Annotated in this window: 19 protein-coding genes; 3 read left to right on the forward strand and 16 right to left on the reverse strand. The window is 44.1% G+C overall.

Annotation, left to right across the window (positions count from 1 at the left end):
- Nucleotides 1-14 precede the first annotated feature (14 nt).
- The 6 genes from HQN90_RS23210 to HQN90_RS23235 all read right to left on the reverse strand — a co-directional run bounded on the left by HQN90_RS23210 (nt 15) and on the right by HQN90_RS23235 (nt 5,698).
- On the reverse strand, nt 15-1,241 hold the full coding sequence (locus HQN90_RS23210; RefSeq protein ID WP_173223098.1) for a Ger(x)C family spore germination protein: 1,227 nt from the start codon (nt 1,239-1,241) through the stop codon (nt 15-17).
- Entirely contained in the window at nt 1,213-2,334 is a 1,122-nt protein-coding gene (locus HQN90_RS23215; protein WP_173223100.1) for a GerAB/ArcD/ProY family transporter, read from the reverse strand. The genes HQN90_RS23210 and HQN90_RS23215 overlap by 29 nt, the downstream gene beginning before the upstream one ends.
- Nucleotides 2,282-4,000, reverse strand: coding sequence for a spore germination protein (locus HQN90_RS23220; protein WP_411830344.1), 1,719 nt, complete (start codon nt 3,998-4,000; stop codon nt 2,282-2,284). Before HQN90_RS23220 ends, HQN90_RS23215 begins: the two co-directional genes overlap by 53 nt.
- Nucleotides 4,001-4,156: 156 nt before the next feature.
- Nucleotides 4,157-4,696 (reverse strand): RsfA family transcriptional regulator, encoded by a 540-nt coding sequence (locus HQN90_RS39395; protein WP_173223102.1) that lies wholly within the window; start codon nt 4,694-4,696, stop codon nt 4,157-4,159.
- Between the two features lie 118 nt (nt 4,697-4,814).
- The gene (locus tag HQN90_RS23230) at nt 4,815-5,111 is read right to left on the reverse strand and encodes a hypothetical protein (protein WP_173223104.1); all 297 of its coding nucleotides are present in this window, start codon (nt 5,109-5,111) and stop codon (nt 4,815-4,817) included.
- An 83-nt stretch (nt 5,112-5,194) separates the two neighbouring features.
- Nucleotides 5,195-5,698 (reverse strand): hypothetical protein, encoded by a 504-nt coding sequence (locus HQN90_RS23235; RefSeq protein WP_173223106.1) that lies wholly within the window; start codon nt 5,696-5,698, stop codon nt 5,195-5,197.
- Nucleotides 5,699-5,922: 224 nt separating this feature from the next.
- On the opposite strand from HQN90_RS23235, the gene HQN90_RS23240 reads away from it, so the two are divergent.
- Nucleotides 5,923-6,390, forward strand: coding sequence for a DUF2798 domain-containing protein (locus HQN90_RS23240; RefSeq protein WP_173223108.1), 468 nt, complete (start codon nt 5,923-5,925; stop codon nt 6,388-6,390).
- A gap of 396 nt (nt 6,391-6,786) precedes the next feature.
- On the opposite strand, the gene HQN90_RS23245 is transcribed toward HQN90_RS23240, so the two are convergent.
- From HQN90_RS23245 to HQN90_RS23260, 4 genes are all read right to left on the reverse strand, one after another.
- Complete coding sequence (locus HQN90_RS23245; protein ID WP_173223110.1) at nt 6,787-8,766, reverse strand: AraC family transcriptional regulator; 1,980 nt, start codon at nt 8,764-8,766, stop codon at nt 6,787-6,789.
- 84 nt (nt 8,767-8,850) lie between these two features.
- Nucleotides 8,851-10,683 (reverse strand): glycerophosphodiester phosphodiesterase, encoded by a 1,833-nt coding sequence (locus tag HQN90_RS23250; RefSeq protein ID WP_173223111.1) that lies wholly within the window; start codon nt 10,681-10,683, stop codon nt 8,851-8,853.
- 118 nt (nt 10,684-10,801) lie between these two features.
- On the reverse strand, nt 10,802-11,128 hold the full coding sequence (locus HQN90_RS23255; protein ID WP_173223113.1) for an AzlD domain-containing protein: 327 nt from the start codon (nt 11,126-11,128) through the stop codon (nt 10,802-10,804).
- Entirely contained in the window at nt 11,119-11,811 is a 693-nt protein-coding gene (locus HQN90_RS23260) for an AzlC family ABC transporter permease (RefSeq protein WP_173223115.1), read from the reverse strand. The genes HQN90_RS23255 and HQN90_RS23260 overlap by 10 nt, the downstream gene beginning before the upstream one ends.
- A gap of 113 nt (nt 11,812-11,924) precedes the next feature.
- Here HQN90_RS23260 and HQN90_RS23265 point away from each other — a divergent pair, with 113 nt between their 5' ends.
- Nucleotides 11,925-12,422 carry a YhcN/YlaJ family sporulation lipoprotein gene (locus HQN90_RS23265; RefSeq protein WP_173223117.1) on the forward strand — a complete coding sequence of 166 codons (498 nt, stop codon included), beginning with the start codon at nt 11,925-11,927 and terminating at the stop codon, nt 12,420-12,422.
- Nucleotides 12,423-12,485: 63 nt separating this feature from the next.
- Here the strand turns inward: HQN90_RS23265 and HQN90_RS23270 are convergent, their stop codons facing one another.
- Genes HQN90_RS23270 through HQN90_RS23280 form a run of 3 tightly spaced genes read right to left on the reverse strand, consistent with a single transcriptional unit; the run spans nt 12,486 to nt 15,697 of the window.
- On the reverse strand, nt 12,486-13,136 hold the full coding sequence (locus HQN90_RS23270; protein ID WP_173223119.1) for a TVP38/TMEM64 family protein: 651 nt from the start codon (nt 13,134-13,136) through the stop codon (nt 12,486-12,488).
- 54 nt (nt 13,137-13,190) lie between these two features.
- Nucleotides 13,191-14,525 (reverse strand): polysaccharide deacetylase family protein, encoded by a 1,335-nt coding sequence (locus HQN90_RS23275; RefSeq protein WP_173223121.1) that lies wholly within the window; start codon nt 14,523-14,525, stop codon nt 13,191-13,193.
- Nucleotides 14,526-14,569: 44 nt separating this feature from the next.
- On the reverse strand, nt 14,570-15,697 hold the full coding sequence (locus HQN90_RS23280; RefSeq protein WP_173223123.1) for an MGDG synthase family glycosyltransferase: 1,128 nt from the start codon (nt 15,695-15,697) through the stop codon (nt 14,570-14,572).
- A gap of 376 nt (nt 15,698-16,073) precedes the next feature.
- Here HQN90_RS23280 and HQN90_RS23285 point away from each other — a divergent pair, with 376 nt between their 5' ends.
- Entirely contained in the window at nt 16,074-16,415 is a 342-nt protein-coding gene (locus HQN90_RS23285; RefSeq protein ID WP_173223125.1) for a ribosomal protein L7/L12, read from the forward strand.
- Here HQN90_RS23285 and HQN90_RS23290 read toward each other — a convergent pair.
- The 3 genes from HQN90_RS23290 to HQN90_RS23300 all read right to left on the reverse strand — a co-directional run bounded on the left by HQN90_RS23290 (nt 16,412) and on the right by HQN90_RS23300 (nt 22,935).
- Complete coding sequence (locus HQN90_RS23290; protein ID WP_173223127.1) at nt 16,412-19,462, reverse strand: efflux RND transporter permease subunit; 3,051 nt, start codon at nt 19,460-19,462, stop codon at nt 16,412-16,414. The two genes, HQN90_RS23285 and HQN90_RS23290, sit on opposite strands and share 4 nt — an antisense overlap.
- A gap of 276 nt (nt 19,463-19,738) precedes the next feature.
- Nucleotides 19,739-21,718 (reverse strand): IucA/IucC family protein, encoded by a 1,980-nt coding sequence (locus HQN90_RS23295; protein ID WP_173223129.1) that lies wholly within the window; start codon nt 21,716-21,718, stop codon nt 19,739-19,741.
- A gap of 14 nt (nt 21,719-21,732) precedes the next feature.
- Nucleotides 21,733-22,935 (reverse strand): type III PLP-dependent enzyme, encoded by a 1,203-nt coding sequence (locus tag HQN90_RS23300; protein ID WP_173223131.1) that lies wholly within the window; start codon nt 22,933-22,935, stop codon nt 21,733-21,735.
- Nucleotides 22,936-22,946: the final 11 nt, after the last annotated feature.

Genomic DNA, 22,946 nt, shown 5'->3' on the forward strand with positions numbered 1-22,946 from the left:
CCTCACGAATCGCGCTATTTGGCTTTCGTACCAATACGCCGAATTTTGATGTGCAATTTAACGTCAACGGCTATATCTTTGTACATGTCTTCCCATTTTTCCTTGCTTTTAATTTCTCTGTTCCAATAAGCCGGCTGGAAAGCTCGCACGTTCTCACCGAAACCAAAAATGTCACTGCCATCCCTTTGCGTTTGTTGAATCAATTTTTCGAAGCTGACTTTTCCGTCTTTTTCAATTTGTTGTTCTAATTGTTTCAACGTTTCCTTGGAAATGGTTACATTTTCATTGGATTTCTCACGCAAATCCCCTTCAATTAAGCACACAACAGTGGCATGAACTTTACCATCTTGAATTGATGTCGTTATTTTTGCCTTGCGATGCGTGGATTGAAAGAAAACAGACGTGCCCGAACCGGGAAACTGCTCCATCACACTGTAACCGCCAGGATTGATCTGTTTCATCGCCAGAAAATGACCGATTTCCAAAGGCGTCGTCGTTCCTTTCATTTTATCGCCTTTGAAATACGCCAAGCCGGCTATTTCAATATTCGATGCTTTTTTCAAGTCAAGGTAAGGGAGCACCCCTTCTTGTCCTTTGGCAGAGCTGGCACTATAAAAAACACCTAAGAAATAATTAGGAAGCATCCCCATTTCAGTCGCATGATCCAATGTGGCGAGCAGATATAAGGACGGAACACGTTCTAATTGCGGAGTAGCATGCATGAACTCTGACGCTTTCCCTTTGGAAACAACCATCCAAACCGTTCTTCTGACTTGAGGCTGACGACGAAAGAAATCTTTTTCGTTCTGAATCCCTTTCCTCGCGAGCGCTTCTGAGACTACGATGACCCTCAAATGCCCAAAAAACAATCGATCGGCCAACTGCTGCTGAAGATTCATGATCGAATCGTCAATCGTGCTGCCAAAACTGCTGAGCACCCAAACCGGCTTTTGTCCGGCTGTGCTTTCGCTTGTTCCTCCTGGCCCCAAGGGAATACGTCCGGGAACCGCAATCTGCACAGTCATTTTTATTAATGGTTTTTTGGAGCCACCACTATTCTTTACGATTTGAGTGGCATTACTGCTCTCATTCTTGTCTTCGGGTGTGACCTCATCAATGGCAATAGCAAGAACGACAGCACGATACTCGATTTCCAAACGATCCCAGCATCCTGTAAGCGTAGGTACGAGCAGCACGAACACGAGAAGCCATTTAATCCGTTTTAGCCACAACTTGATCACCCCGGCTCCCCTTACTCTTCTTTCGAATCAGGGCTATTACTAGTAAACCAAACGGGTAGGCGACCGTAATGAGCAAGCCCCAACGACCGACGATTTGAATAAGCGCATACATGTCGAGTAGATTCTGTGGAAACATGGCAATGACATAGATGAAAGGAAGCAGGAAAAAGGAAAACAACTTGTGATCACGCAAGCGTAAAAGTTGGGTTAGAAAACGAATCGCCAAATAATAGGAGGAGAGCAAAGTAGTAAACACCGCTGTAACCCAAACAGCCAGAAAAGCGCCATCCAACCTCTCCAAAATATTAGCAGGCAGCGACGTAGTTTTGGCTAATTCCAAGGTAGGCCAAACCAAATTTTTGACCTCTTCCGCCCCGAATACGCCTACCGTCGCAACGACGATAAGCAAATAAAGACCTCCTGTAATCAACATCCCGACGAAGCTCGATATCTTGGCTCTTTCCGGTCGGCGCATTGCAGGAATCACGATGGTCATAACGAAAGATCCCTGAAACAAGGCTGCCATTGTCAGCGTTCCCCCGAGTATCCCCTTGGGTTCATTCCCCCACACTGGAAGCAAATAGACCATATGCGCATTTTTAAGCGATAAAACAACGATCAATACGAGAGGAAACACAATCACCGGAAAATAAAAGTGATGGAAATAAGTAAAGGTCGTCATGTTGGCCCGGGACGAAAGAGCAGCTAACAAAAGCATGACAATAACCGTCACTTCCAGCGGCGTTTTGGTTAAGACAGACGTTACAACGACCTCACCGAATTCTCGTGATGCCAGCGCCGTGATTACACCAAAGAAAACGATTATTAGAATACTGAATAGACAAGCCGCCCATTTGCCGATCAAAACTTCGCTATATTCAATAATGGATTGATTCGGATAACGCATACCCAGCAGGGTAATTAACCAAAGCCCAATGAAAGCGATAATGATCCCCATCAGTGTAACGAGCGGAGCGGCTGAATCAGCAGCTTTGACAGCAAAGAGTGAGAGCGCTAGCACGCCTACGCCTACAATGGTACTAATCAGTATGATCGCTGCTTGAATCACCGTTACTTGGCGAGCTTGCTCCATCGGTATTCCCCCTCCTTGTATTCCCTACTTTCAATGGATCTAAGGTATTATTAGGCGCTTGCTTGAATGCCTCAACATCCATACCCAATCGGGTTGCATTCGGTGTATGCAGAAGTGCCGGCCTCTTGGGCATGGACCAGAGCGGAAACCGAGCGATAGTATCTTTCATGCCCTGGAAATTCCCAGGGACGATTGGGCTTAAATAGGGGACTCCAAACGATCTTAACGAGAGCATATGGTTGGCGATTAGAATTAACCCAATCATCACCCCGTACAAGCCAAAGATGCCTGCTATAATCACAAGTGGAAAACGGAGCATCCGTAATGCGAGAGCCGCGTTGTAGGCCGGTGTGGCAAAGGAGCCAATCGTTGTTAGAGCGATGATAACGACAGTAATCGGACTGATGAAGCCTGCTGCAACCGCAGCCTGTCCGATCACCAGCACACCTACAATGGAGAGCGCCCCGCCGACCTGCTGAGGCAGACGCAACGTCGCTTCCCTCAACACTTCCATGGAAATCTCCATAACGAGAACTTCGATGACAGAAGGAAACGGTACCCCAGCTCTCCCCCCCGATACCGCAACCGCGAATTCCGTGGGAATCAGCTCCGGATTGAACGAAATTAACGCTACATACAAGGATGGGAATATTAAAGAGAAAATAAGAGCAACCAGTCGTGCTAATCGAATAAAGCTGACTAGGAGAAACCGTTCCGAATAATCCTCCACCGTCTGGTAGAACTGACTGAATACTGTCGGTAGGATCAATGCAAATGGCGAGCCATCCACCAACAGAATGACCCTGCCTTCCAAGAGATTGGCGACCGCCTTATCCGGTCGTTCTGTATTTTGAATTTGCGGAAAAGGGGAGAGATGGTTGTCTTCAATAAATTGCTCCAGATAGCCAATATCAATAATGCCGTCAATATCAATCAAGGATAATCGGTTAAACACTTCCTCAACAAGCGCCGGGTTCACAATACCGTCCAAGTAACAAACAGCCACTTTGGACTTGGTCACACGTCCTATCCGAATCGTTTTCACCCGGAGATCCGGCGTTGGCAGACGATAGCGCAGCAAGGAAAGATTCGTCCCCAATAACTCAATAAAGCCTTCCCGTGCTCCGCGGATAACTTGCTCGGTTTCTGGCTGCGTAATGGATCGCTTATCCACATGGCGAGTGTTGAAATGGAAGGCTTCCTCCAGCCCCTCCACCAAGAGAACCGTTTCACCCTGAACAATGGCCTGAACTACCTCCGTTAACCGTCCTTCCGTTCTGCCTTCACAAGCGTAAAGGGTCTCGTTTAATAAAACTTCCTTCAACGGACGGCTTTCGTTCGCATTCCCTTGTTCCTGCGTCGAAGTTAACATCATCGGTTTTAGAATGTGCTCGTTCAAATACTGCTTATCAATCAAGTCCGCAAAATACATAACGACAGCGGAGTACTGGCCAAATATGCGAAGCTCGCGCATGACAAAATCGTCATTCTCACCTAGCAATTGTTCAACGAACGAAATCGTCGCTTCGACATGCGGGCTGATTTTGGCGTTCTCATTTTGCTCCATCGTCTCATTGACAGGAATCGCCTTAGCTGGAAACTTTCCAAGCTGCTGGTTAGGGGAACTTTGTCTTGACCTCCGTTTAAACCATTGCCACATGGCCATGCCGCTAATGCCTCCTAAGCTTGCCGATTTCCATTCATTTCCGTCTACGTATTTTTATCCAATTTGCGGAATATATACTCTTCCAAAATAAAAAGACTGCATTCACCCAAGAAAGAAGAGTGATTGCAGTCGAGCGTTTGAATTCCAGCCAAAACTTCATACATTCAAATTTAAAGATGTTAAGCTTCTTGCTCTGTTCATGATTTTCAGAAACGTTTGGAGATCCTCTGCCGCAACATCTTCGTTCGATTTAATGGGCTCAAAGTTATGAGTCTTTTGATTTTTCAATTCATTTATTTCAATCCTGAGCTTCGAATTCTCTTGAATTAACTGTTCAAACTTATACGCTTGATCCTTCGCAATCTGAATGATTTGTCTAAATGCTTCATCATATTTGATTGAAGTACCCTCATCATCCAGTGCTCGAACTGCTGAGACAGTAGGATGAGCTTCTCTTTTTTGCTGTTTTTGTTTAATCCGATACAATTTAGCATCGGTTATCTCAGCCTCGTACTGTTTACGCAATTCTTTATTCCATCGGAACCCACAAGCAGCCACAGTCCGATTCATTCTACTCGCTGATTCTTCAAATGCGGCAAGCTGTGTACTGCCATTTTTGATATGACTAATAACGGTTTTGGCTAACGTTATATCATGATTCTCTATCCAAGCATCTTCTCGTCTCTTATCTTTCATTCTGGTCCACCTTCTTTACTATGTTATTAGAAATTGTTGCCTGTAATAATAATTTTATTCAATGTTCATGCATAAAAGACCCACATATCGTATATGTGGGCCTCTTTCTAGCTTTTTTTCAGTAAAAATCGTTGTATCCACGTTTTCCAAATGATATTTTGGAAGGCAAATCTTTATCTTTTAAACTTGCATAGGCCTTTAGAATATCTGGTGCATACTCCCTGGTAAGTATCATCCCACCAATAGTTGATTTAATATTTTCCAAATCCTTTTGGTCCATTTTGGACAATTCGTCTATTAAGAATCTTACTTGTTTCCCGTAGTAATGCTCGAGTGCAGTAGATAGAGAATTTTTATCATCATCAGACAAGCGTTCGAATTCAGTCAGTACCTTTTTAGCAATCTCGTTCTTCATAAATACCGCCTCCTGCCACTTGTTGGGGACATTCTTCTCTTCTTCCATAAAGTCAAATGAGTATAATTTTTCCTTTTAATCTTTCAAATGTTTGGATGATTCGTCGCAGCGCTATGTCTTTTTTGTATCGCATGCATGCCCATAATCACAGCCACAAGCTCGTATGAGTCCAAAGATGGGGATTTATTGCTTAGAAGAAAAGCGCCTGCTGAAAACCAGCCATTCACTTTTTCGAAGCTGGCAACGAGCTTGGCGGAGTCGTCGAATATCTCATATTCCTTAGAAAACGCCAGTGACGAGATCTCGTAGCTGCCTCGCCCTTCGGTTTCGTAGATGAATTTTTTATTGAGAAATGAAAATTGGCTTTTCAGTATGCCTAATTGTCCACCATCAGCACCGGTAACCTCCCATTTGCCTGAGAAAATCGGAAAACTCCCTTTACACAGCAGCTGGCCATTTTGCCCAAAAACCTCTATTGCAGAACTAAAAGCGCTCTTTAAATCTAACTGACCGACATTTTCTTCCTGTTCATTCAGAATCTCCGTAATACCGCTGCTTATAAAATTATCTCGGAAGTATAGATTCAATTCCTTCGCCTCCCTCTGGGTTCCTTATTCCAGTTGTTACATTTCTTCCTATAACATCCCATAATTTGGATTCGCCAAATGATTGTGTAATCCTGCCATTCTCTTTTAGAGAAATGAATCCACGAATTTAAATGACAAATATGTAATTATGTCACTTGATTATTGTTGCGAATCAGGTTATATTAGTTTCCAGAACCTATTCAACTACTAAGGAGTTTATCAAAATGAGAATTCATGCTAAATATCGTCAGCTTACTTTCATTTCCACGATGTCGATCGTGTTAACATTCATCATGTCCGGTATCATGACCTATGTACTCGAGGGCGGATTTATCGCACATTTCATGAGCGCATGGATGAGAGATTGGGGCATTGCTTTCGTCATTGCTTTCGGACTTAATTTTTTTCTTCCTGTTAGAGTTCGCCGCTTCGCAAACCAATTCAAGAAGGCTCAGTTGATCGTCTATGCATTCACGATTTCACTTATCATGACGTTTATTTTGTCCTTCATCCTGACTGCTGTTGCCATGCATGGCTTCGCCCCAGCATTTGCAAGCCATTGGTTGGGAGCTTGGCGTATTGCCTTCATCATCGTCTTCGTATTGAATTTCTTCCTGCCGCAATGGGTGGGGCGATTCGTCGGTAAACTGATCGCGAATCCAACGAAAACTTCTGCCGGCGCACCCGCATAACGCTTGAGAAATCGGAATTCCTGCGATTATGCAGGCTTTTTCACTCCAAATCATTTGAAATGTGAAAATACCTGCAATTGTGCAGGTATTTTCAGCTTTTCCCTCCCTTAATTAGAAAAAAGCCTCAAAAGCATGCACAATTGCAGGCATTTAAAGAAAAAGGCTGCTCCAGCAAGCAAAAAGATGCATATTTGCAGGCATTTAAAGAGAAAGGCTCGGCGTCCAGAGTAATCTTCTACTAGAGAACACACAATCAGACTCAACTCTTGCGCGCCCCCAGTCGTAGGCTTGCTCAAGAACGCGGCCGATCACTCTAAACAAAACAGGACGGAGCAGTCAATAGACACTGCACCGTCCCATTATCATGATTACTCGAACTGCCTCAACCTAAAATCATCATTTCCCTAGGAAGCTCGTGACAATAAACGCCAGTTGGGCTTCAAGGGATACAGCATCATTGTAATATGAACCTTCAGCATTGATAAAAAACGCGTGATTGGCTTTGACGGCTGGGAGTCCCTTCCATATATTGCTGTCGTAAACAACTTTCGGATCACCTTTGTCCCATCCCCAATTGCTCGTAAAGATATAATCCCCAGCATATTCCGGCAGTTGCTCCAGAGATAAATTCGCAAATCCTTCGTGTTTGTCAATGACGTTATCCTTAATAATCTTGGGTGCCTTCAAGCCAAACTCCTTATAAAGAATTTCGCCGCCTCTGGCGTAAAAATCGCCAAATGCATAGATCCCCTTGGCATATGGCTGAAGGATGGAAACCGTCTTGTCGCCTACAACTTTGGCAATCTGCGGTTTGTATTCATTAATTTTCTTGTCCCACGCTTTCAACCAATCCTCAGCAGCCTGCTCCTTCCCTGCAAGCTTGCCGTATTCAAGCATCATCTCTCTGTAAGAGTATTGGCCATATTCTATTCTTACGACAGGAGCGATCTTATCTAGCTCTTTATAAGTGATCTCCATCGAGGGAGCTGCAACTACGATAATAAGATCAGGCTGTAAACTCAAGACTTTCTCGGGAGAGAATGAGTCGCCTATTGCTTCGATTCCGTCCACCTTGCCCTTCAGGAACGGATTCTTCAACGCGTCAATTTGAGCTCCCACCGGTTTAACCCCAAGCGCCAATAAATTGCCAGTGAAACTGCCCGTCAGATCTACAATCCGTTGGGGGTTCGTTGGAATGACGACGTTACCTTGACTGTCCTTATAGTTTTTCGTCGTTGCAGCCGGGGAGGGCTGAGATGAAGAAGTTTTCATGGAATTCTGGTCCGACACGACTTTCCCTTCTGTCCCAGCACCGATATTTGCCGTGCTCGCACCACTTGAGCAAGCACTGAGAAATAACGTAATACAAAATAGCAAGGTTACTGCTGCCATTGAGGCTGGTTTAATTTCTTTGTACATTCGTAAATACCTCTCTCCATTTAATTGATAATGATTCTCACGTCCATTATCAATATAACGAAGTGGTAGGCGCGATACAATAGCAGATCGGGAACGAATACGAGGCAATTTCAGAACCGCATCTGCACGAAGTTGCTTGGATCGGAACAGCGCAGGCGGCAACCCATAGTGTCTCTTGAAGCTGCGGCTTAATGTATACGCGTCGGGGTACCCCACTTGGAGGGCAATCTCTTGCAGCGTAGCCTCTGTATCTGTTAATAGTTGTGCAGCCTTGCCCATACGGATTTGCGTAAGAAGGCGAATAGGACTTTCTTTCATTCTGCTTTTGAATAGCTTCGTTAAATTCCTCGTGCTGCAATCAAGCATGTCCGCCATCATTTCAAGTGTTATGGGCTCCATATAACGTTCATTCATGAAACGAAGCGCCTGCGCAGCCAGATCAGGGCGAGTAGGCTCGATTCCTTGCCGCTGCATCTGCCATAACAGTTCGTGAACAAATTGGTAAAACAACGTTCTCGCTTGGAATTTATCCAACGGTTCAGGCTTCATCCACGCTTCAAACATACGTCCCGCCTTATCCAATAAGGCGAGCGGATACAGCGGTTCGAAACCATATTGAAGCTGAAACGGCCTGTTCGACCGTATAAACCTCTCCCATTCCTGAGAGGCAGGCAATGTAAGCTCAGCTTTGTATAATATCAAATAATACTCAAACCGCTCTTCAACTGTAATATCAAGACGCGTGCCCTTCCCACCATGCAAGACTTGAACACTGCTCACACTATGTATGGACTCATCCAACCAAATCTTCGCACGGCCGCGAACAGCACACAGGAAGGTGCTGGCCGGAAGATTGTATTCCCGCAATGTATCGCCCTGCTCCAGAAGTATATAGCGTACATCCAACATTTTAATTGAAGCATGGTTCCACAGCATAATATGCTCGTTCAAGTTCATCGCAGCGCTTCATTCCCTTCAGCCGCACAACTGCGGTCAATCGCCTATTTTTATTCTACCTGCAGACCGAGTCACGTTCCATGTTTAAATCCGCAGGGTGTTGAGCCACTGTATGAAGGAAGCCATAAAACCGTTGCGCAGTTCTTCCTCAAGGGAAATGGCAAGTTCGGGATAATCCGTAATGATTCCGTCGACACCCATGCTGAAAAAGCGTTCCATACTATCACTTTCGTTCACTGTCCATACGTAAAGCGGTTTGTGCTGCCTATTGGCCGAAGCGACGACCGATTCGTTGACCATATATTCTTCCATGACGACAAAATCGGCTTGAATCCGTTTGATATCAGGAACGCCAGCGAAAATGATATAACCGACCTCAAGCTCAGGCTCCGCGGCTTTGATTTTTTGCACGATTTCATAATCCAGAGATTGCACGACGCAATGGGTTTGGAAATTATTTTCACGCATGATCCGGACGAAGGTATTCACCAAATCATGTTCTTTGCCATGTGTTTTCACTTCGATATTCAGCTTAATATGCCCTCTAGCCGCGTTCATCACTTCCGCAAGACTGCTGATTCGGCCTGTTAAATTCCCCTGCTTCACTTCCAGCTTTCTTAACTCATCCATCGTCAGATCATAAACTTCGGCATTGCGGCCTGTCAGCCTTTTTAGATTGGTGTCGTGAATGACCGCGAGTTCTCCATCTTTCGTTTCCAAAATGTCAATTTCCGCATAATCCGCATGGGCCGCTATGGCGCCTTGAATCGCTTCGATCGTATTCTCGGGACCTTTGGACGTATATCCCCTGTGAGCCATAATCGTCGCTTTCTTATCGCCAAGCTGGACATCTCCGATAGCCGGAACAAGTACAAGGGCTGTCGCGAAGGCGGTGATCAGCCCGAGCACGATCAGCTTTCTTTTATGCTTATGCAGCAATCCGCTGCTCTGAGCAGAACGGTTTTCTTTGGCATTCCCATCAGGCATTTGCAGCACGGCATGGCCCGGGTCCGCTTTAGTTGTGTACATCCTGGTGAGCGTGGTGATGTAAAGCGGTGTTAAGAACAATGAGGCAAGGTACAAGGAAATTACAGCACTCTTCGAAACGACAGATCGCACGACTTCAGCTAATCCTGTCTGTTGAGGCAATCTGTAATAAACGAAGATCACAGCACCTAAGATCAAGGCCATCAGCAAGGCCACGACGATCAAAAACAAAAGAAATACGCACAGCGTCACCACAGACATTCGGATATAACTCTTTTTCTGAATCGCAGCGCTCTTTTTGGCGGCTTGCCGGAAGCTGGCTGTTCCCTCGATGACGATCATATGCAGCAGGAAGGTCCACCGGATGTTGAAGAAGGCTATGACAGCAAGAACGCCTATATAGAGAAGCGTGCCTCTGCCCGTTTTGAACAGCTCGCCCGAGATGAAATTCGGAATTTCCAAAGAAGGCAGCAAAGAGGAACCTAGGCTCAAACTCAAGGGGAGAAAGAGAAGCAAGTAGAGCGCCCAGCCCACAAATCCGTATTTGAAAAGCGAAGGGAGATAGGCGAGGGATTGCAGAAAAGCCGGAAGAAGCCCGATTCTCTGCTTGTTTTGCCCATAGTAGGCAATGATGATCAGAACCGCAAACTCCAAAAAGATAAGAATTGTAGCGATCGGAATCAGAATCAGCATGCTTAAAAAACCGTATCTGCTGACAACGAAATGCAGCAGCTCGTAATTCGTGGCGCCGGCAAACCCGCCTAAGCGGAGAAGCCAGTGAAAGATGTAAGAAATCGCCGGAATAAATATAAATAGCGTAATTGTCTTGTACAGCAGCTCAAAAATGAAAACTTGCCGGTAAGTGAAAGCCAGCGTTGCGAATACGTCGGCAATCTGCTTATGTATAGGAATTTCCGAAGATTTTCTCATGCTCTGCACCTGCTTGTAAAAAGATATAATAGGTCCCGCTGTGCGACTGGCGCAGCCACGGCGAAGTACCCTTCATTTTAACACACGGGTGGGAAGATATAGAAATTGCGAATTTCATTTATATATACAAACGCAGCAGCATAAGTGAGATAATTCCGACCACAACGGTCCCTAGTAAGCTTCGCGTTAGCATTGCAGTCACAAATGTTGGTATGGAGGCAATCAACTCCAAGTTATTATGGAAAGAGACCAGCTTCCCATCTTGCATCATTAACTCTTCCCCCACCAATGCTGCCATTACGGCAATCGGCACATAATTTAACCATCGCATGGCCCACTCAGGTATTTGTATGCGACTAAGCACCAATAGCGGGATCACTCTTGGGATGAGTGTCACAATGGAAGTCCCTATAATTATCCAAACGATATACCATCTTACTTCCATTTTTCCACCAACATTCCTATCGTAGCAGCAAGCACAGTAGCCACAATAACAGCCATACTGCCAGATAAAACATAACTCGCCCCCACCACTATGAGGACCGCGCTAGTTGCAACAACTAGATCTTTGGATACTTTCCTTCGACTTGCCATTTGAAGAACAAGAAGGCCAATAAACATGGCCGGTAAAGCAAAATCCAAACCAAACTTCGCAGGATTTGTAATCCACTGCCCGAAAAAGGCTCCAATTATAGTCGCTATAATCCAATTCAGATAAGCTGTTACATTTAGACCGTGCATCCATTTTTCACTAATATTTTTCTTCCGTGCCATCTCATTAATCGCAACGCCAAATGTCTCATCTGTGAGTAAAGAACCTATTAACACAGCTTTCAACGGGGTAAGCTGACGAAAGTAAGGTGATAAGGCTGCACTAAGCAACAAATGGCGAAGATTCACAATAAAAACTGTGAGAATAATAGCGGGCGCCGAGCCCTGTGCCGCGATCATGCCAGCGACGATAAATTGAGCTGAGCCGGCATATAGAAGCACAGACATCAGGGTGATTTCAACAATGCTTAACCCCGATGTATTTCCTACGACACCAACAGCAAATCCAATACTTAAGTAACCCAACAACGTTGGGATGCAGGCTTTTACACCTTGAAAGAAACTATCCTCACGCACTTTCGTTGATCCTCCATTTTTCTAATCTCAAAATTATATTTCCTTACTTTAACATGGATTTCTAAATATTGTGCATATTAAAAGCATCTTAATTAGGAGGTGCAATACGCTTAATGAGCATGAAAAAGAAACTAGCGACTACAGGAATCGCGATATCCGTTGGTATTCTTGCAATGGTCTCGACAGGTTGTACGAATAAAGCCAAAAATGAAGTCAAGCAGCAAGGCGTACACATGCAACAAAATCACATCACACCCTTAGCAACAGCAAATACCGATAATCGAGTTCAAATTGCCAAACAGGCATCAGATCAGATTATTAAGTTAAACGGGGTCAAACAAGCCAATGTGCTTGTTACCGGAAAAAATGCCTATGTCGCTGCAGTCATTAACGCAAATCAAGGTCAACTGAGTTCTGACATGGAGCATCAAATAGCTCAGCAAGTCAAGGCAGCCGATCCGAACATTCAGAATGTATATGTTTCCACCAATCCTGAGTTTGTTGATCGCGTTAACAGATATGTCTCAGATGTTAAGTTAGGCCATCCAATCAGTGGATTCTTTCAGGAATTTACTGAAATGGTCAAACACGTTTTTCCAAAAGCACGTTAATCTTGAAAGGCATCACAAAAAGCTGATCAGCAGATAATGCCAATCAGCTTTTCTCCTATTTATCTATTCAACTTCCATCTTCATTCCTTTCCTTCTTTTCAATAGCCAGCTTAATCCCAACAACAGCATAAATAAGACTAATCCAATAGCTCCCCAAACTAGTGAACCTTTGCGTACTCCTGCATAAATACCGCTCATGGCTATCGTAAAGGGAAGAATGCCTAGACCCGTCGTCCAGATAAACCCCCAAATGTTTACTTTCAAAAAGCCCAATGCGTAATTCACAAAATGGTAAGGAAGAAATGGGACAAAGCGGATGAGCAATAATCCAAGCGTCGCGTCTTTCTTAATGAATTCATCGACTTTTTGAAGAAAAGGTTGAGCCATTTTACTGAAAAAAGGCTTTGCAACCCATCTAGTCAGATATAGAGCACCTACCGCACCAGCTACACCGCCTATCCACGAATAGATCCCTCCCCAAATCGGACCATATATCTCCATCAGGATAATGGAAATAAATTCGCCAGGTACTGGAAGAATATTCACAAGCGACTGAACGATTATCCCAATAAGAATACCTATAACTCCATAATTCCGGATCTCATTTATTAAGGTTTGCGCTTCTCCAGAATGTAAGAGATATAGATAGTAGCCAATGACACCAATGATGATGACTAAACTTATGATGCTGATTAGTTTTTGCTGCCGCTTCAAGTAATTCATCCTATCTATAGGGTGATAATTACACAAACCCACGGATACATCAGGTTAAGCCTCTTGCGGCTGATACTGTTTCACTGGTTCTGAAATCGCTATCAGCTCTGGATCCGCCGAATATCGTCTTTTCAGCTCAAGTACAGAAATAGCTACAATGCGCGGCGAGAGCAATCCTTTCTTCAAATCAATCCTCTGTCTACCGTTTGGATGAAGAACGAATAAAAGGATTCTTAAATAAATAAGTGTAAAATAGTTAAATAACCCTTTTGGAAGTTCCTCCACAGTAAAACCTAATTGTTTGGAGCCTCGATGAATCATTGTTATTCCGTAAATCCCTTTAATTTCCGTGTGACGATGAAGATATTGCGTCATCTGGGGAAGGAAACGCTGCACATCACGTATCATATTTACCGCAAGTTGAACCATTGTGTTTGATTCGGCAATCAGTTGAGACAGCTTCTCATTATTGAAGTGCAGTTCGACGACCTTATCTCCTGGACTAATCACTTCCCCATTTGCCAAATGGATCGTTTTACCGTGATATTTGCGCACCCTGCTATAAAAAATTTGATTATTAACATCAATGGGATGGATATTAAATAGCTTATGGAATAGATGCTCCCATTTTAGCCATACATAAACAAGCACTCTTTTCAGTAGCCGCGTGGGCTCCTGCTTCGCTAAATGATTCAACTGCATGTACGTATCGATTCTTAAAAAAAGATACCCGCGATGCTGGCAAATTTTCAAAAAATCGTCCAAAGCTGCCAGCATATATTTCGGAGCATTTCTGTCGGCTCCAAAAGTTTGACCACTATCGTGAAGCACGATGACGTCGTTGTTTTTTAGTTTGGCAAGTAATTGGGTTTCTATTCGTTCCTTTCCCCCTTTACTTCTCCAATCACCAACCATAATAGACCATAAGACCAAACGAAATCGTTTGAGCAGCAATAAGTCGAATAAATTAATAATCCCCCATGGTGGCCGATAAAAGATGGGCTTTATCCCAATAATATTCTCAATCACATTCACTGAGTAGTCTAATTGTCTTCTGACATTATTCGGGGTCATGAAAGCATTTGCCCAATGAACGTAATTGTGAATCCCAATCAAATGCCCTTCCTGATGGATCCGTAGAATTAAATGAGGATATTTCTCCGCTTTGGATCCTAGCACAAAAAAGGTTGCTTTAATCTGATACTTTTGCAGAAGATCCAGTAGAATGGGCGTAAACTCGGGGTCGGGACCATCGTCGAATGTTAACGCTATCCCGCTGCTAGACTTTTTCTTTTTGAACATCCATAATCCAAACAGACGAACCAGGATAGTTGGTAAAATCGTATAGAGCATCAATAGTATAAATATGATCCAGAACAATTTGCTCATGCCCAATCACAACTCTTTCCAAAGAGGATGGTCATCCAGATTCATTATGAAGATGGGGCTGAAATCCTTTTCTTGTATCCAAGAATATTTCCTATAACGTCTTTGACAATACGCTCAGTCGCTCTTTCTCGATGAAAATTTTCCATTCTTGATCTTATTAGAGAGGCATATGCATCATTGGATAAATAATCTTGAATCTGATTAACTAATTCATATATATGATAAGAAATGAAAGCAACGCCTTTTTTTGAAAAATAAGTCGCGTTGTCCATTTCTTGTCCAGCGAACGGCCGAAATATGAAAACTGGAATCTTGAGTGCGAGGGATTCTGCTAATGTTATTCCCCCTGCTTTACTTATAATACATGAGGCTGACGCCATTAATTCATTCATTTGATCGATGAATCCTAAAATTGTAATTTCTGAAACACTGCCAAATTGATGATTCAGAAATTGTTCCAGCTTAGTATTCCGCCCGCATACAATGGTAATATGATTTCCTTTTAAAGCTAAAATCTTCTGTACCATTTCCGATATTAGATAATGTTCACTATGGGATCCCGCTAATATAAGGATCATTCTTTTTCGCTTGTTTTCGTTTGGATATCGATGTCTTTCGAAAGCTTCTCGGATCGGTATACCTGTCACTTCAATCAGTTCTTGGAGGATGCCGCTGTTGATCATATCCTGTTTTAAATCATCTGTGGCTACATAAAATTTGTTGATATCTGGATGAATCCATCTTGCGTGCATCAAGAAATCGGTGATGATCGTGAACGTCGGGATTCCTAAAGAATGTCCGACCACAGGTGCCGAACCATATGGAAATGTATTGATGATCGCGTCAGGTTGTTCTTTTCTGATAATATTTACTAACTGCCTGCACCCTAAACGATTTAATCCCGCGAGAACAGGACTATAGGGATTTGGTTTTTGCGTTAAGTAATAACTCCAACCATAGTAGTTGATCCCGAATCTTGCTGCATGGAAACTTCCCATATACACGGCTGTTGATATTTTGTTTAAGAGTGGATGCGCCTCTTTCATTAAATCAATGATTTGTACGTTTGCAAGTCCATAACGAAGACAGTACTCTTTGATTGCGTAGGATGCTAGTAAGTGGCCTGCACCATAACTCGCTGTAAGCAATAATATTCGAGGTAATTGATTCACCTTATTGGCGCCCCCCAACAAACAGAATAGGTCAGTCATACTCGCCCTAAATGTACTTTGCTATTAATCTTAGTAATTAAAAATATAAATTATGTGAATTAATTCTTAAGTTTTCCTTAAATTTAAGCAACCAAAAAGATATAAACAATGATTCTGTCCACTCTCAATTCACTCATTATACGTTTCTAGAATATGTAAAGTTGCTTCTCCTGAGTTATAATTGCTGCACAATGCTGCCCGCTGCTTGAAAAATAAAAAGAGAAGCCGCCGCGAAGCACGCTCCTCCATTATTAATTGCGTAACAGCAGCCTAACTGTTTTTTCTTTGAATCATGGAAAATATAGGTTAATATAAAATAAAATGAGGGGGTTACTGTATGGAAAGAGCAGAAATCTTGGCAATTATTTCATTACTGATATCCGTCTTTCTTATTCTGAGGTTAATAAGCCTGCAAGCTCGCGTGAATGAGCTGAAATACGATATTGCACGTCTGGAAGGCCGACCAGAAGCTTATCCTTTATCCAAGCAAGCAACGGGTGCTTCCGCTTCCTACGTGAAGCCCCAATATGCATTGGAACTTGCCCCGGAGCTGGAGCAACGGCTGCATCATCTGCTGATGAGTGGCAAGAAGATTGAGGCCATCAAAGAATTAAGGGATACCACTGGCCTCTCATTAAAGGCTGCCAAGGATTACGTCGATGCTATGAGAAATCGTTAGGAGTACTTACCTTTGAAAGAGTAGATAAGCTGATAGATAATTGGCACGATGACTAGTGTAAGAAGCGTTGAAGTCGTAAGACCGCCAATAACCACTACAGCCAAGCCTTTTGAAATAATAGTCCCTTTGGATAATCCAAGTGCCAGCGGCATTAGGGCTATTATGGTTGCTCCTGCAGTCATAATAATGGGTCTTAATCTCGTTAAGCCTGCTTCAACAAGTGAATCGTGAACAGAGTGTCCCTGCTCTATAAGCTGTTGAACACGATCAATCAATACGATTGCGTTAGTAACAACAATGCCAATCAGCATCAAGAACCCGATGAGAGATGTTACATTAACCGATTCTCCGGTCACTATTAGCCCTAGTAACCCACCGATAACAGCGAGTGGCAGTGAGAATAAAATAGCGAAAGGAGCCCTGCCATTGCCAAAAGCAAGCACCATAACAAGATAAACAATCAGAATCGATGCAGCCATGGCGGCGTACATTTGCATGAAACTGTTATCAATATTTTTGGATACGCCCTTCAACTCATGGCTAACACCGGACGGCAGTTCCAATTTGGCAAGTTCCTCTGATACTTTTTTACTAACACCTCCTTTATCCTTACTGTCAATTACCGCCGTAACAAACACTACCTGCTTCTGAGACTCACGACGTATGGAAACCGCTGCATCGATTTGTTTAACCTTCGCAATGTCTTTCAATTGAACGCTTTGCCCGGTATGTGTACTCATAAATAGATTACCTAATTGATTGGCTGAATTTTTAAACTTGGAATCCAACATGACTTTGGTCGTATAGGTGATATTATCTAATTTCAAATCACCAAGATTCTCTACCTTAATCCAGTTATGCACATTTTCCAGCACTTCTGTGGTTGTAAATCCATACAATTGGGCTTTATTCTCATCGACCGTGATTTCTATCTCGCTCTTCGACTCGCTCAAACTGTCTTTCTTATCCGTTAGTTCAGGAAACTCCTTCATTTTCTCTTTGACCATACTTGCTGCTTGTTCTAGATATAACTGATCGTCACCTATCAGGAAGTAATAGAAGTCCGGGCCGCTCCCACCACCATCCCCAAAGCTAATGAGCTGACTGTCCACAGTTGAACCCTTGGGAAGCAGATTGAGGATTTCGCCTTCGTACTGTTTCATTGTTGTCTTAGCATCTTGCTTTTGGCTAACCTCTGTAAACATTGTAGTCTTATACGCGGTGCGATCCATGCTAAAATCATACCCAACAAGCGCTTCATTAAAGTTGAAAATGGCGTTGCCTTCCACATCTTTAGCATCCCGAAGCATCGCTTCAACTTCCTTTGATTTGGCATTCATCATCTCGAACGAAGTTTCTCTTGGCATTTGCATGAGATAAACCACTTGTTTGTCCGACTCGCTTGATGGCATAAAAGCTATACTGAGATGCGGTACGATCAGCACGATGGATAGAACGAATACAAGCGCAGCAATGGCTAGAGTCTTAATCCTATTTTGCAGCGACCATACCAATGCCTTCTTATATCTGTTCAACATCCAGCCTTCTTGAATTTCATTATGATGCTGGAATTTGCTGCTTTTCATGACCAAGAGCTTTGCCAGCATAGGAATCACTGTCAATGCCACTACAAGTGAAGATAACAGTGCACAAGCCAAGGTTAGAGCAAAAGGGCGAAATACTTCCCCAATCTCCCCACTAACGAAAGCGATTGGAGCGAAAACTCCGACTGTAGTAATTGTGGAGGAAGTGATGGCTGAAGAAACCTGCTTAGTCGCCAATTTGATGACGGATTCATTGCGGTCATGTGCTTTTTGCAATTGGCTGTATATGTTCTCAATAACAACAATACTATCATCAACAACACGTCCGATCGCAATAGCTAAGCCCCCTAATGTCATAATGTTAAGTGATATGCCTAGGGGATTCATGAACAATAAAGTAATGAGTATGGAAAGCGGAATCGAGACGAGTACGATTAAAGTCATTCGTACATTTCGCAAAAAGAGCAATATCATAAGTGATGCTAATATCGCACCTAAAGTGCCTTCTTGAACCATGCCATGAATAGATTCTTTGATGGAAGTAGCTTCATTAAGCACGATATGGAACTTTACACCGGGTATTGTCTGTTCCCACTCCGTCATCATCCTATCTGCTGTATTGGCGAATTCAACGGCGTTTGCCGCTTTTGTTTTGTACAAAAGTACGCCTATCGCTGGCTGACCATCCACTCTGGCGATGAAGGAAGACTCACTAATTGCTTCTATTTTAGCGATTTGTTTCAGTACCAGAGTGTCTCCTTTCGGTGTCGATATTGGGAGATTATCCAACTTATAAATGGAGTTGAGCTGACCTTTAACACGTACCATCTGCGAATTCCCACTAACTTCCACGGAGCCCGCAGGGCTGGATACAAGTGATGCTTGAATTAAGTTTGAGACCTGGATCGGACTAAGCCCATAGTTATTGATCGCTCCTGCATCCAATTTTATCGTTAACATGGCGTCTTGATTACCAACCGAATCAACGTGATCAATACCTTTGATCGATTCAAAACCAGGCAGGATAGTATCTTTATATACTTTATCCAGCTCATTTTGATTCATCCCATTCCCTCCATATACCGCCATATAATAGACGGGACTAGAGGCGAAACCAGCAGTAAGCACCTTTGGCCTCTCAACTCCTTGCGGTAGTCGAACAGTGGCAACTAGGCTCTCAATATCTTTCTTGGCGTCATCTAATTTCTTGCCTTGCTCGAGATCCACAACAATTTGCGCGTAATTGTCCTGCGAGCTGGATGTAAGATTCTTTAATCCATCTAAACCAGACACGGCTTTCTCAATTGGCTTTGTGATTTGCTCCAAAATATCCTTTGGCGAAGCTGTATACTGAGCCGTGATATAAATTCTAGAAGATGAAGTATCGGGCATCATTTCCACCTTCAATGTTGTGGAAAAATAACTGCCTCCCGCAATTAAGAGCAGCATCATAATGAAGATTGCCGTTATATTTTTCATGGAGAAATCGGTTAACTTATTCATTAATTCCCCTCTCTGCCAATCATTATGATTTGACAAATGTTTCTTTTCCTGCATTCTAACTAAAAAATCTGCAGAAAAAGCAAGGGTAATTATGAATTTATTCTAAAGAATGATTACTTCCTCAGACTCCATTTTCTCTAAAGAACACTATTCGTAAATTCGGCGAAACATGGACATACTGGTCTCAAGGATTTTATTTTTCAAAAAAATGACCGGAATAGCTTTTTGCTATATCCGGTCTCACTTCCTAGTACTCTAGGATTATAATTCAATAAGTTATATACCTCTACAACGATGGAATGGATTCAAAGTTTCTCCCATACTGGCTGGCATGCTGCCTGAAACAGGCCCTTCCTGTTCCAATAATGGTTTGATCAAGTTCTTCCACGGCCAGTTCGGCTGATCAAGCATAGAGGTTATGACGACAGCTTTCACATCTTCCGGCAGCTCAGCAAGAGCGATAGCCTGCTGCAAACTCTCTAATACAATGAACCAGAGCTGCTTCTCATCCATTGTAAATTGCTCAGCTATGGCCTCAAGAATGGCATAAAGGTTCACTTGAATGCCTAGTGTCTGCAAGTAAACCAGCAGCTTCTGCGGCGTTTCGTTATACAGCGAATTGGGATAACCTGGCTTCATCTTATACTGCGGATCATCCAATCCATTTTTGGTCATCCAAGGCATGTGCAAACGAACGGAATCATGATCGCGTAAAAGCAAGCCGCTAATCACCTGATCTTTTAGGATTAGGAGTACGTTTTGACCGTGAATTTCCGGCATCACGCCATATTGAAACAGACGCAGACAAATCGTGAGGAATTTGAGGCATACCTCGCCGAATAGGGTGACCGCAGATTCTGCCGAATGAGGCAAGTTCCGCTCCCTTATCCAGATATCGAGTATCGTATCTTGGCCATCTCGTGGGTAAGCTGCCAAAGCCGACATCGGCAACAAGCGGATATTGTCCGTCTCCGTGAGTGAAGCTGGATATTGACGTATCAAAGCAGAAAGATGCCGGGGAGGATCAGCAAAAAAGTCGCCGCTTGCAGGCAGATAAGCCCACCAGGTCTTTTCATCGCATAGGAATAGCTGATCTTTCAGCACTGAATCGTGCATTTGCGCCTGCTCCAGCAAGCGCTGACCTCGCTCACCGTTCATCATGTGCACAGCAGGCAAATAACGAACGGCACCTAGTGAAACGATGCCAAGCGGCAGTTTCAGATGGCGGTTGCTCCCGTTCTGTGGCGCCAGCGATCGCGCTGATGAAGTCGCATAGTAAACGCCTGTTTGCACATCAAGGGGAATACAAATGCCCGATGCCAATTCTTCTTGCAGCATTTGCGGCAGCATAGCCGTTCGCTGCCATGGATGCACAGGCAGCGCAATATACACCTCTTGCGACAGACCTTTCAGCTCCATCGCTTTATGAACAGTCATGCGTTCATCTGGTGCAAGCAGCAAATCGGCAGGTGTGAGCGCAGCTAAGTCACCCTCTTCACTAGCCTTGCCTCTGTATATAAACGCCTTGCTCACAGCCAACCACTCCAGCGTAATCGGTTGGCCAGATTCTGCGCTGAAGGCCTCATAATCGGCTTGTGTCCATCCCCCTTTTGCCTTGGCTACAGGATGGAAAGGACGATCCCGCCAGGCAGCTTGGCGCTCTAGCGAGATCAAACGCCAAGCTGCATGATCGGCCTTTGTGTGAGCTTCCTTTCTGTGAGCTGCATACGAGGAATTGCGCGTAGGCGCAGCGTAAGCGTCTGACCAGCTTGTCTGCTCTAGCGACAGGCGCAGCAGCTCTTTTAATCGCGCTACCCCGTTGTTATCTCCGTCACTCTCATGAGGCGCATAGCGCTGCTCTGCAACCAGTTCCAACAGCTTCATGACATCAATCCGGACAGGTGCGATTTCCTTACTGTACGGCCTCGCTTCATTCACTTCATATACGCCGCCGCCAAAGCAATAAGAGTACGCTTGGACCACAGCTCGACGTACAGGAAAAATCAGAAATCGGCCTGTCTCGCGGTTCAACCACCAGCGGAAATAGAGGCCGGTATGTTTCTGAGCCTCAAGAAATGACCGCAAGCTATCGGAGATCTCTGTCATCTCCGACAATTCCAGCAGCTCGCCTCTGTCATCCTCTTCTAGTACGCCCTCTGCCAGCAGCGCATTAATGAAATCCATGCCTATACGCTCCTGCGATTCGCTTGCAATAGCTCCTTGAGCTGAAGCTTCTTGAACGGTTTGTCGTCCCATGTTGAAGTCCCCCCTTAAATAAAAATATGCTCAGGATGCTCATGACTCAGGAAATCATGGGCTGAAATCGTCCAGCCATATGCTCCCGCAAGACGAAAGAGCACAATATCCCCGACGCGAAGACGAGCAACATGAATGTCTCTTGCCAGCACGTCTTTCGGCGTACACAGCTCACCCGCTACGGTTATTTCCTTATCCTGAATTTCTGGCCTTGCAAACGGATAATCCCAGCGCTCCACTGGCACAACCTCGAAAGGATGGCTATGCTGCCAAGCGCCTGGCAATCTAAAATGATGCGAGCCCCCGCGTAAAATCGCATAATGCTTATCGTGGTTGCATTTCAGATCAACAACCTCTGTAGCATAGAAACCGCAGGCTGCCGCTAAATAACGTCCTGGCTCAAACAACAGCTCAACGCCCTCTATTCCCTGCTCTTGCACAACTGCACGAAGCCCGGACGTAAAGGTATCCCACTCAAATTTGCGTTCCAAATCAGTATAAGAAATCCCAAAGCCGCCTCCAGCGTTTACATAAGACAATTGAAGTCCGAAACGCTCCTTCCAGCCTCTAACACGTTCAAGGTAGACGGAAATTAATCTGACGTGCAAGCTGGCATCCAGATTATTGGAAATGGAATGCAGGTGGAAACCTTCCAACTGCACATGAGGCAGCGACAGAGCTAATTCAATAGCTTCAGCAACCTGCTCCTCGTCAATCCCAAACTGTGTCGGCCGACCTGCCATAACAAGCGTTGCTTCAGGGAACGATGCTCTGAGATTTACCCGAATCAAGACGGAGGCTTGGACGCCAAGACGAGCGGCGATAAGCGAAATACGTCTTAATTCAAGTGTGCTTTCAGCATGAATCAGCTTAACACCAAGTTCCAAGGCTTCTTCAATCTCAGCATCCTTCTTGCCAGGTCCGCCGAAGATAACAGGCTTATCTGCCGACACCTCGCGTATTTTCCTAATTTCCCCAATGGAAGCCGCTTCGAAGCCGAACACAATTGGCTCCAAACATTGCAAAATTTCTTTGGCAGGATTAGCTTTCATTGCATAAAACAGGCTGCATCCTTGTGGCAGCCCACCTACGGTTCGCCTCGCGTGCTCTTGCAAGCCTTGCAAATCATAAATAAAAGCAGAGATCGGCTGGGCATGCGTTTCTCTCCATTGCTGAATTGTTGTTAATACCTTATTATCCAACACACTTTGTATCATTAACGCTTATT

Origin of the sequence: Paenibacillus alba (assembly GCF_013204855.1) — a bacterium.
GTDB classification, from domain to species: Bacteria; Bacillota; Bacilli; order Paenibacillales; family NBRC-103111; genus Paenibacillus_E; species Paenibacillus_E alba.

Coding starts and splice junctions, on each gene's coding strand:
- HQN90_RS23295 (WP_173223129.1), bottom strand. CDS start 21,718: ATGGGACGACAAACCGTTCAAGAAGCTTCAGCTCAAGGAGCTATTGCA.
- HQN90_RS23300 (WP_173223131.1), bottom strand. CDS start 22,935: ATGATACAAAGTGTGTTGGATAATAAGGTATTAACAACAATTCAGCAA.
- HQN90_RS23215 (WP_173223100.1), bottom strand. CDS start 2,334: ATGGAGCAAGCTCGCCAAGTAACGGTGATTCAAGCAGCGATCATACTG.
- HQN90_RS23240 (WP_173223108.1), top strand. CDS start 5,923: ATGAGAATTCATGCTAAATATCGTCAGCTTACTTTCATTTCCACGATG.
- HQN90_RS39395 (WP_173223102.1), bottom strand. CDS start 4,696: ATGAAAGATAAGAGACGAGAAGATGCTTGGATAGAGAATCATGATATA.
- HQN90_RS23290 (WP_173223127.1), bottom strand. CDS start 19,462: ATGAATAAGTTAACCGATTTCTCCATGAAAAATATAACGGCAATCTTC.
- HQN90_RS23230 (WP_173223104.1), bottom strand. CDS start 5,111: ATGAAGAACGAGATTGCTAAAAAGGTACTGACTGAATTCGAACGCTTG.
- HQN90_RS23265 (WP_173223117.1), top strand. CDS start 11,925: ATGAGCATGAAAAAGAAACTAGCGACTACAGGAATCGCGATATCCGTT.
- HQN90_RS23275 (WP_173223121.1), bottom strand. CDS start 14,525: ATGAGCAAATTGTTCTGGATCATATTTATACTATTGATGCTCTATACG.
- HQN90_RS23285 (WP_173223125.1), top strand. CDS start 16,074: ATGGAAAGAGCAGAAATCTTGGCAATTATTTCATTACTGATATCCGTC.
- HQN90_RS23245 (WP_173223110.1), bottom strand. CDS start 8,766: ATGAACTTGAACGAGCATATTATGCTGTGGAACCATGCTTCAATTAAA.
- HQN90_RS23255 (WP_173223113.1), bottom strand. CDS start 11,128: ATGGAAGTAAGATGGTATATCGTTTGGATAATTATAGGGACTTCCATT.
- HQN90_RS23220 (WP_411830344.1), bottom strand. CDS start 4,000: ATGGCCATGTGGCAATGGTTTAAACGGAGGTCAAGACAAAGTTCCCCT.
- HQN90_RS23250 (WP_173223111.1), bottom strand. CDS start 10,683: ATGAGAAAATCTTCGGAAATTCCTATACATAAGCAGATTGCCGACGTA.